This window comes from Armatimonas sp., assembly GCF_964826245.1.
In genome coordinates, this window is sequence record NZ_CBAYMC010000197.1 from 1 (window position 1) to 8,355 (window position 8,355).

Annotated in this window: 12 protein-coding genes; 5 read left to right on the forward strand and 7 right to left on the reverse strand. The window is 58.4% G+C overall.

Features of this window, described 5'->3' with window-relative positions:
- Positions 1–51 precede the first annotated feature (51 nt).
- From AC1XOS_RS16640 to AC1XOS_RS16650, 3 genes are read left to right on the forward strand one after another with little or no spacing between them, the layout of a single operon-like run.
- Complete coding sequence (locus AC1XOS_RS16640; RefSeq protein WP_481963347.1) at positions 52–777, forward strand: DsbA family protein; 726 nt, start codon at positions 52–54, stop codon at positions 775–777.
- Positions 774–1,358 (forward strand): histidine phosphatase family protein, encoded by a 585-nt coding sequence (locus AC1XOS_RS16645; protein WP_481963348.1) that lies wholly within the window; start codon positions 774–776, stop codon positions 1,356–1,358. The genes AC1XOS_RS16640 and AC1XOS_RS16645 overlap by 4 nt, the downstream gene beginning before the upstream one ends.
- An 11-nt stretch (positions 1,359–1,369) precedes the next feature.
- Positions 1,370–1,825, forward strand: a complete 456-nt coding sequence (locus AC1XOS_RS16650; RefSeq protein ID WP_481963349.1) for a fused DSP-PTPase phosphatase/NAD kinase-like protein — start codon at positions 1,370–1,372, stop codon at positions 1,823–1,825.
- A 33-nt stretch (positions 1,826–1,858) separates the two neighbouring features.
- Here the strand turns inward: AC1XOS_RS16650 and AC1XOS_RS16655 are convergent, their stop codons facing one another.
- The gene (locus AC1XOS_RS16655) at positions 1,859–2,242 is read right to left on the reverse strand and encodes a hypothetical protein (protein ID WP_481963350.1); all 384 of its coding nucleotides are present in this window, start codon (positions 2,240–2,242) and stop codon (positions 1,859–1,861) included.
- Between the two features lie 105 nt (positions 2,243–2,347).
- Here AC1XOS_RS16655 and AC1XOS_RS16660 point away from each other — a divergent pair, with 105 nt between their 5' ends.
- Both AC1XOS_RS16660 and AC1XOS_RS16665 read left to right on the forward strand, forming a co-directional pair.
- Complete coding sequence (locus AC1XOS_RS16660) at positions 2,348–2,560, forward strand: hypothetical protein (RefSeq protein ID WP_481963351.1); 213 nt, start codon at positions 2,348–2,350, stop codon at positions 2,558–2,560.
- Positions 2,561–2,649: 89 nt separating this feature from the next.
- Positions 2,650–2,892 carry a hypothetical protein gene (locus AC1XOS_RS16665; protein WP_481963352.1) on the forward strand — a complete coding sequence of 81 codons (243 nt, stop codon included), beginning with the start codon at positions 2,650–2,652 and terminating at the stop codon, positions 2,890–2,892.
- A gap of 40 nt (positions 2,893–2,932) precedes the next feature.
- On the opposite strand, the gene purB is transcribed toward AC1XOS_RS16665, so the two are convergent.
- Genes purB through AC1XOS_RS16695 form a run of 6 tightly spaced genes read right to left on the reverse strand, consistent with a single transcriptional unit; the run spans position 2,933 to position 8,241 of the window.
- Positions 2,933–4,294, reverse strand: a complete 1,362-nt coding sequence (purB, locus tag AC1XOS_RS16670; protein ID WP_481963353.1) for an adenylosuccinate lyase — start codon at positions 4,292–4,294, stop codon at positions 2,933–2,935.
- 6 nt (positions 4,295–4,300) lie between these two features.
- Positions 4,301–5,485, reverse strand: a complete 1,185-nt coding sequence (locus AC1XOS_RS16675; protein WP_481963354.1) for a glutamate-5-semialdehyde dehydrogenase — start codon at positions 5,483–5,485, stop codon at positions 4,301–4,303.
- Complete coding sequence (proB, locus tag AC1XOS_RS16680) at positions 5,482–6,579, reverse strand: glutamate 5-kinase (protein ID WP_481963355.1); 1,098 nt, start codon at positions 6,577–6,579, stop codon at positions 5,482–5,484. The genes AC1XOS_RS16675 and proB overlap by 4 nt, the downstream gene beginning before the upstream one ends.
- Positions 6,579–6,851, reverse strand: coding sequence for a DUF4351 domain-containing protein (locus AC1XOS_RS16685; RefSeq protein WP_481963356.1), 273 nt, complete (start codon positions 6,849–6,851; stop codon positions 6,579–6,581). Before AC1XOS_RS16685 ends, proB begins: the two co-directional genes overlap by 1 nt.
- A gap of 1 nt (position 6,852) precedes the next feature.
- Positions 6,853–6,975 (reverse strand): hypothetical protein, encoded by a 123-nt coding sequence (locus AC1XOS_RS16690; RefSeq protein WP_481963357.1) that lies wholly within the window; start codon positions 6,973–6,975, stop codon positions 6,853–6,855.
- 12 nt (positions 6,976–6,987) lie between these two features.
- Positions 6,988–8,241, reverse strand: coding sequence for a nickel-dependent lactate racemase family protein (locus AC1XOS_RS16695; RefSeq protein ID WP_481963358.1), 1,254 nt, complete (start codon positions 8,239–8,241; stop codon positions 6,988–6,990).
- Positions 8,242–8,355: the final 114 nt, after the last annotated feature.

The window sequence follows — 8,355 nt, forward strand, 5'->3', positions numbered from 1 at the left end:
CCATCTGACCGATTGGCTTCGTCCACTCGTCAGCGGGAGACCTGGAAAACTATGAAATCTGAAGCAAAACTCTATGCCGTGATGGGAGCTATTGTGGCTCTTGGAGGCGGCTTTCTCGTCTTTAATAAGGACTCAGGGCAAGATCCTGCCGCTGTGGCCCAACCCACTCCCACGCCGCCGCCCGTGACTCAGGAGTCTTTCTCAAAGCTGGAGGCAACGACTCGGCACTTTAAAGGAAGCCCGACGGCACGCTACACCGTGATTGAGTTCGCCGATCTGGAGTGTCCCTCCTGCCGTAGCACCCATGAGATGGTTCTCAAGAAATTCGGCAAAGAAATTAGTGATGTTCGTCTTGGGTACCGGCACTTCCCACTCGATAATATCCATCAGTTTGCAAGTCCCGCTGCCATTGCGACGGAGTTTGCTGATAAGCAGGGGAAGTTCTGGGAGGTCTATGAGACGATTCTTGAAAAGCCAAAAGAAGATCTGAGCCAGGAGATTATTGATGCAGCAGTAAAGAAAGCTGGTCTTGATACGGCGGAGTATGAAAAAGCCAAAAAAGATCCAGAGCTTCTAAAAAAAGTGACTGTGGATCGAGACGCAGGAATTGCAGCAGGAGTGGCAGAAACACCGACATTCTTTCTGCGAGATAACCAGACGAAGACGACAAAAATGGTCACGGGCTGGCGCAATCTCTATCCCGAGCTCAAAGGCGGAATCGCTGGGCTTCCGACACCTGTGCCTGCAAGCAACCCTCCTGGGCTTCCGAGTAAGTGAGGCAGGCGACTCTCTTACTTGTTCGTCACGGAGAAACCGACTGGAACGCGCAGAACCGCTGGCAGGGGCAGTGTGATGTGCCGCTCAACGAAACAGGGCGCACTCAGGCTCGTCTTCTAGGACAGCGCCTCACGCGTCTCTGGGAGGTGGGAGCACTGCCAATACCCCAGCGCCTGCTCGCCTCAGATCTCTGTCGCGCTACCGAGACCGCTGCGCTCCTCGAATCAGGGCTCTTACTGGAAACCGACACACGGCTCCGTGAGCGCGGCTTTGGCTCGTGGGAGGGAAAGTCGCACGACGAGGTGGGCTATGCGCCAGGGAGCTCACCGCGTGCTGCGGATGCGGAGTCGCAGGAGAGTGTCTGGGAGCGGGTGGTGGCTGCGACGGAGCCGCTAGAGGGCTGTGTGCTGATTGTAGGGCATGGGGGGGCGCTACGGGCTCTACTTGCCCATGCCGCAGGGCATGGACATGAGGGGATGCGGTACTTCACCCTCGGAAATACTAGCCTCTCCGTCATCCATTTCTCTCCCGCAGGAAGACAGCTTTTACGCCTCAACGACATGGCGCACCTAGAAAACTAAAAAAACGAAGCATGCAAGAAGACAAGAAAAATCTACCCAATTTTGCCATCACGGCTCCGGGGATCTACCGTGGAGCGGCTCCCACAGCAGAGGGCCTCAAAAAGCTCAAAGCGCTTGGTGTACGAACGGTTATTGACCTGCGGATCGAGAAAAAAGGGCAAGTGGAAGAAGAGGCAGCAGTGAAAGCGCTGGGGCTCAAGCGTGTTCGTATTCCCATGGGAGCCGAGGCTCCGACGGAGAAGCAAGTCAAAGTGTTTTTGGGGCTTCTGGCCAAGTCCTCCACCGAGCCCGTCTTTGTTCACTGTCAGCACGGGGCAGACCGGACGGGGGCGATGATTGGAATCTGGCGCGTCACCCAGCAAGGGTGGGGCTTTGATCAGACTTGGATGGAGATGCGAAAGTACGGCTTCAAGACTTTCTTGAAGGATCTGAAGGGCTCTGTCGAGAAGCGAGCGAAAAAGAAATAAGGCCGGGGCAAGTGCCCCGGCCGTATTTGCAAGCTACTTCTTGCCCCCTGCCTTGAGAGCGTCGGCTTCCTTCATGAACTTGCCATCGGGCCCTTGCCAGCGCTTGGCGTTTGCATTCCAGGTCGGCTTACCAGCGGCGGCTGCGCCACCCGTCATTTTGGAGCCACCCGACATCTTAGAGCTACCACCCATCTTGGGCGTACCTGCGGTTGCGGACTTCTCACCGCCACCGGCCTTGATGAACTTGCCATCGGGGCCGCGCTTGGGGCCACCAGCAGGCTTTTTGTCGCCCGCCATCTTGTCGCCAGAAGGCTTCTTGTCGGCGGGTTTTGTGGTTCCTTGCGCCATTGCGGAGAGGGAGAACAGGCTCAGAGCGCTCAGGGCGATCAGAGACGAAACTACACGATTACGAAGCATGGTTGGCTCCTTGTACCTTAATGTTTAGGATGCGCCGCTTATACGGCGTAGTTCTTAGTGCGTCTATGAACCGGAAAAAGTTCCATGGACACGATACATTATAGCATGCCTTCTGCACAGAGAAAAACGGATTCACGGTATTGGTACCTGGATGCTCTTTCGGCCCTTGCTTTTCTGGGAATGGGGTTGTTTTTGCTACGTCCCCTTAAAAGCATTCCCGCACTCGCTTTTATTGTTGTATTCTTCAATTTAGGGATGGCGTATTTTTTTGGTCGTGCTGCGCTACGGGGGCTTCTGAAAATCCGTGAGAAAGGCTGAGGGATTCATCACATTGTGCCAATGATTCGGTAGTGGCAGGAAACTCTTTTAGTTCCTTGTTGTTATATAGGATAAGTATAATGTGCATTGTGACAGACGACGGAATTTTTCTCAGCGGGAGTCCCTTGGATCTCGTGGCGAAACTGGGAGCACTCACGCGTGTGGGGGCAGGCCGAGCTAGCCTGGGCGATCGGGGAAGTGTTCTCATGCAGCTTGAGTGTGACCGAATCGGGATGTATCACACGCAGATTGGCCCACGGTTTGCTGAGTTTGCTGCGAATCGCCTCCTGGAAAACCTCGAAGAAGAGGGACTGATCCTCATCCAGCACTAGTTTTGGTGCGTCGTGCGAAGCAGTCTCACTCCTCCGTAGATCATCCCAGTGTCTCTTTGGTGAGCTGCTCGGCTACTCCTATATAGGAGCCTGGCGTGAGTGCCTTGAGGCGTGCTTTGTCTTCTTCGGGCAGCTCAAGGGTCTCCACAAAGGCACGCATTCCCTCAGCGGTGAGCCTCTCGCCGCGCGTGAGGTCTTTGAGGCGCTCGTAGGGGTTCGCGAGGCCCGCTTTGCGCATGACGGTCTGGATCGGCTCGGCGAGCACTTCCCAGTTGGCGTCTAAGTCGGCGGCGAGGCGGGCTTCGTCGACGGTGAGCTTGCGCAGGCCACGCAGGGTGGCGGTGACGGCAATCAGCGTGTGCGCGAGGCCTGTGCCCATACTACGGATCGCCGACGAGTCCGAGAGGTCGCGCTGGAGGCGGGAGACGGCGAGCTTGCTCGCTAGGTGCTCGAAAAGCGCGTTGGCGATCCCGATATTGGCCTCGGAGTTCTCGAAGTCAATCGGATTCACTTTATGAGGCATGGTGGATGAGCCGACCTCGCCCTTGACGGTTCTCTGTCGAAACACGCCCAGCGAGATATAAGTCCAGATGTCGCGGTCAAAGTCTAATAAGATATTATTGAAGCGGGTGAGGGTGTGAAACAGCTCGGCCATGTAGTCGTGGGACTCGATCTGGGTGGTGAGCGGGTTGTAGATGAGGCCAAGGCTCTCGACAAAGCGCTGGGCGAGGGCGGGCCAGTTTGCCTTGGGGTAGGCGCTCACGTGGGCGTTGAAGCACCCGACCGCGCCGTTGAGCTTCCCTAGATACTCCTGGTTTGCCAGTTGCTTCTCTTGACGTCGCCACCGGTGTACAAAGACCGCCAGCTCTTTTCCCAGTGTGCTGGGCGAGGCGGGCTGGCCGTGGGTGCGCGAGAGCAGGGGCGTGGCGGCGTGGGGGCGTGCCATCTCCCCCACCACTTCGATCAGCTCATGGATCTTGGGCAAGAGCACGCCCTCCATCCCACTTTTCAGCATCAGGGCATGGGCGAGGTTGTTGATGTCCTCCGACGTACACGCAAAGTGAATCCACTCCAACATGTCGGCGAGGCTGCTGTCTTGGAGGCGCTCTTTGAGAAAGTACTCGACCGCTTTTACATCGTGGTTGGTCGTGCGCTCGATATCCTTAACCAGAGTCGCATCGTCTACGGAGAAGCCCTCGATAAGCTCCTCCAGAAGGGCCAGCTCTGCCTTGGTAAACGAACGAACCTCGGCGATCTCAGGCTCTTTTGAGAGCTGGATTAGCCAGCGCACCTCGACCGTCACACGGTACTTGATCAGCGCAAACTCCGAGGCGAAGTCGGCGAGGGGACGGGTAAGGGCGGCATAGCGCCCATCAAGGGGGGAGATAGCAGTCAGAGACATAACACACTATCGTACCAGATAGTCGCCCGTGCCGATCCACTTGTAGGTGGTGAGGGCTTCCAGACCCATCGGGCCGCGTGCGTGGAGCTTCTGGGTGGAGATCGCCACTTCCGCCCCGAGGCCGAACTGCCCACCGTCGTTGAAGCCCGTGGAGGCATTGACAAACACGGCGGCGGAGTCTATCTCGGCGATAAAGCGGGCGGCGTTGGTGTCGCTCTGGGTGAGGATGCCGTCGGTGTGTTGCGACGAGTGCGCTTGGATATGGGCAATCGCTTCGTCCAAACTTTTCACCACTCTAATCCCGAGCGTCAGGCTCATCCACTCCGTGTCGAACTCGTCGTCCACAAAGCGCACGCCGCGCTCGGCCAGCGCGATCTTGACCTTGGGAAGAAACGTCTCCGCGATGGCTTCGTGAACCAGCAGCGTGTCCAGGGAGTTGCAGACGCTTGGGCGGCGGCACTTGGCGTTGATGATCACGGGGATCGCCTTTTCCTGATCGGCGCTTGCGTCCACGAACAAGTGGCACACCCCAATGCCGCCGATAATCACGGGAATCGTGCTGTTCTTGCGGCAGAAATCATGGAGCCCCGCCCCGCCCCGCGGAATGATCATGTCCACGTACTGGTGCAGCTGTAGAAGCTCGCTCACCAAGCCACGATCTGGGCTGGCGATAAGCTGGATCGCATTCTTGGGTAGCACACGCTCCATCGCACGCACAAGAGCAATATTGCTCTGTAGCGTCTCCGAGCCACCGCGCAGGATCACGGCGTTGCCCGTCTTGAGCGCGAGGCTGGCGATATCCACCGTCACATTGGGCCGCGCCTCGTAGATCACGCCCAGCACGCCCAGTGGGACGCGCAGCTGGTGGAGCTTCAGGCCGCTGGGGAGCAGCTTTTCGTTGAAAACCTCGCCGACGGGATCGGGGAGTGTTGCGACCGCTCGAACATCGCCCGTGATCGCCGCCAGCCGCGCCTGCGAGAGAGCAAGGCGGTCCAGGAGCGCCTCCGAAGTGCCGTTGGCCCTCGCCGCCTCAAGATCAGCGGCATTGGCGGCAAGAATAGCCTCTGCCTCAGAATCTACGGCATCGGCCAGTGCGAGCAGGAGGGCGTTTTTTTCGTCGGTGGTTTTCTGAGCCAGAACACGGGACGCGACTTTCGCCGCCGCCCCGAGGGCATTCATATCAACGGTCATAGTAGCACCAGGTTATCGCGGTGGATCGCTTCCTCGCCATAGGTGTAGCCCAGCAGGTGCGGGATCTGGCGCGACGAAATCCCCATGAGCTGGCGTAGCTCGTCGGCGCTGTAGCTCACCAAGCCGACGGCAAGGGCGTTGCCGTTGGGAGCGAGCAGACGCACAGCATCGCCACGCTCAAAGCTCCCCTCGATCTTCGTAATTCCCACCGGGAGCAGACTCGCCCCGCCTTGCTTGAGCCGCCGCACCGCTCCTAAGTCTACGGAGAGAATCCCTGCGGGGCGCTCCGCCAGCAGCCAGCGCTCGCGGCTCTCACGGCGTGTTGCGGAGGGAAGAATGGTGGTTCCGATGCGCTCACCTGCGACCAGCTTGGCGAGAATCTGGGGCTCACCGCCGGGCGCGATAATCGTCGTGGTGCCGCTCTGCCCGGCAAGCTGTGCTGCCTGCAGCTTGGTGAGCATTCCCCCCGTGCCTAGTGCCGTGCCGCTCCCACCTGCCATCGCAAAGTGGCTCTCGTCAAGACGCTCGATGACGGAGAGAAACTCCGCGTCGGGGTTGGCGCGGGGATCGGCGGTGTAGAGGCCCGAAATGTCGGAGAGAATAATGAGCAAGTCCGCGTCAATCAGATTCGCGACGAGAGCCGAGAGATTGTCGTTGTCCCCAACCCTGATTTCGTCGGTGGCAACGGTGTCGTTCTCGTTGACAATGGGGACAATTCCAGCGACTAGCATGGCTTCGAGCGCATCGCGGGCATTGAGATAGCCGCTCCGCCGCGCAATATCGCCACGCGTGAGCAAAACTTGGCTCACCGTGCGCTCGTAGATGCGAAAGAGCTCCGCCCAGAGCTGCATCAGGCGTGGCTGTCCAATCGCGGCCAGCATTTGCTTTCCCGCCAGATGCGAGGGGAGCTTGGTAAAGCCCAGCGCCTCACGCCCCGCCGCCATCGCCCCCGATGACACCAGCGTGACCTCGTGGCCCGCCTCCAGAAGCTCCGCCGTCTGGCTCGCAATCCCCAGAATCGCCCGCCGCGCCAGCCGCGTCGTCCCTCTCGTCAGGGTAGACGTCCCCAACTTAACCACAATTCGCTTAGCCATTAAGCAGGAAACAGCTCCTGCCAGGAGTTGGCTTCCAGAAGTCGGTCTGTTAGTTTCTCTAGAAAACTAAGATCCGCGCTCTCAATACGCTGGGCGATCAGTGCATCAGGCGATCCAAATTTCTTTGTTCCCAGGCGAATCAGAGTGGCTTTAGCCTCCTGCAAGCGCCCTTGGACTAAACCTTCCTGTCGACCCTCTTGTCTACCTTCTTGTCTACCTTGTTCAAGGCCGCGTTCAATACCCGTTTCCATCCAGCTTGTCACGATTTCCATCTTAGAAGATTGTATCGTCTTTGTGTTTACGGAGCAGTCCGGCTATCGTCACATCAAAGGGAATCCGTCCCGGATTCTTTTGCTGCGTGACCACGGAGCGCACCTCGATCTTGGTGATAAGCACAAGATTAGTATATCAAACTTGCGTTTGTATTGCCGGGATAACGTAGGGGCCTTTGGGAATGACGGCGATAGTCGCCTCGGGCGAGATTCGGGTGAGGGCTTCGTCCATGCTTCCCACTGCGTCAACATGGCAGCCGCGTAGCTCGGCAGCGCGCTCTGGCTCGGTGACGACAATAATCTTGTGATTTCTACAGGCGCGGGCAAGCATCTCGACTTGCCACTGGTCGGGGAGGGGCTTCCAGCCGGGGGTGCTCATCTGCGCGACAAGAGCATCTAAATCCGAGTGGGCTTCGAGAACCTCGCGGAAGTGCGCGCTCCCGATTCCTTCCTGCATCTGCGCGGCGATAATCACGGTGCCACCGGGTTTCACGATGGGATAGGCTCCGACGATTCCCTTGACAACTTGGTAGAAAGTCGCATCTAAAGGGTAGCCGCCGCCGCTGGTGAGACAGACATCTACGGCCTCAGGGATGAGGGGGCGGGCTTGCTGGGCGATGAACTCCGTGCCACGCCGCCAGTCGGTGATCCAGTGGCCACAAAAAACGCCGGTGACGCGCCGCTGCTCATCGAGCGTGACATCACAGATCAGATCCGCGGGAGCAAATGCAGCAATCGCGGTGTTTTCTTCGTGAACGGGGTTAGCATCCAGCACACCATTTCGGGCATTGTCGTGCTCCAGAAACTGCGGCGAGTGCCATGCCTGAATCGTCTCCCGGCCCGCGACACCTGGCATCACGAGCTTACGCCCGCCCGAGTAGCCTGCCATAAAGTGTGGCTCGATCAGCCCGACCGTAATTTTTAGCTCAGCATCCAGCCAGCGGGTGTCCAAATAAATCGGTAAGTTTCCCGGACTGGTGCCGATAAACCGATTGGTGCTGGGATCGTCGCAGTCGTGGTCAATGACGCGCACGCCGCTGTGCAAGATCTTCTCACCCAGCAAGTCCAAGAGCTCAGCGGGGGTGCTAGCGCGGTGGGTTCCTGTGGCGATAAGAATCGTGATGTGCTCGGGCGCAAGGCCCAGCAGTGGCAGAATCTCTCCTAAAATAAGCGGGTTGGGCACGGGGCGGGTGAAGTCGCAGATCACGATGCAGGCATTGCGCTTACCGTGGGCAAGGCGTGGTAGCTCGGCGGCGAGCAGGGCATCACGCACGGAATCCGTAGGGGAAGCGAGAGGTGGTGCGGGGGTGAGCCCTAGAACATGGCGCACCTCGCGGCCCTTCAAATCTACCATCAGGCCCGTGCGGCCATAGTCCAGGGAGAGTCTCATGGAGCTATTGTAGCGGCTAAGCGCAACGGGCTACAATACTAACCTGTCCAGATTTATCGTCTTCCTGCCAATAATACGAGGGAACCGAAAAAGTGGATGGAGGTAGGTGTTGTA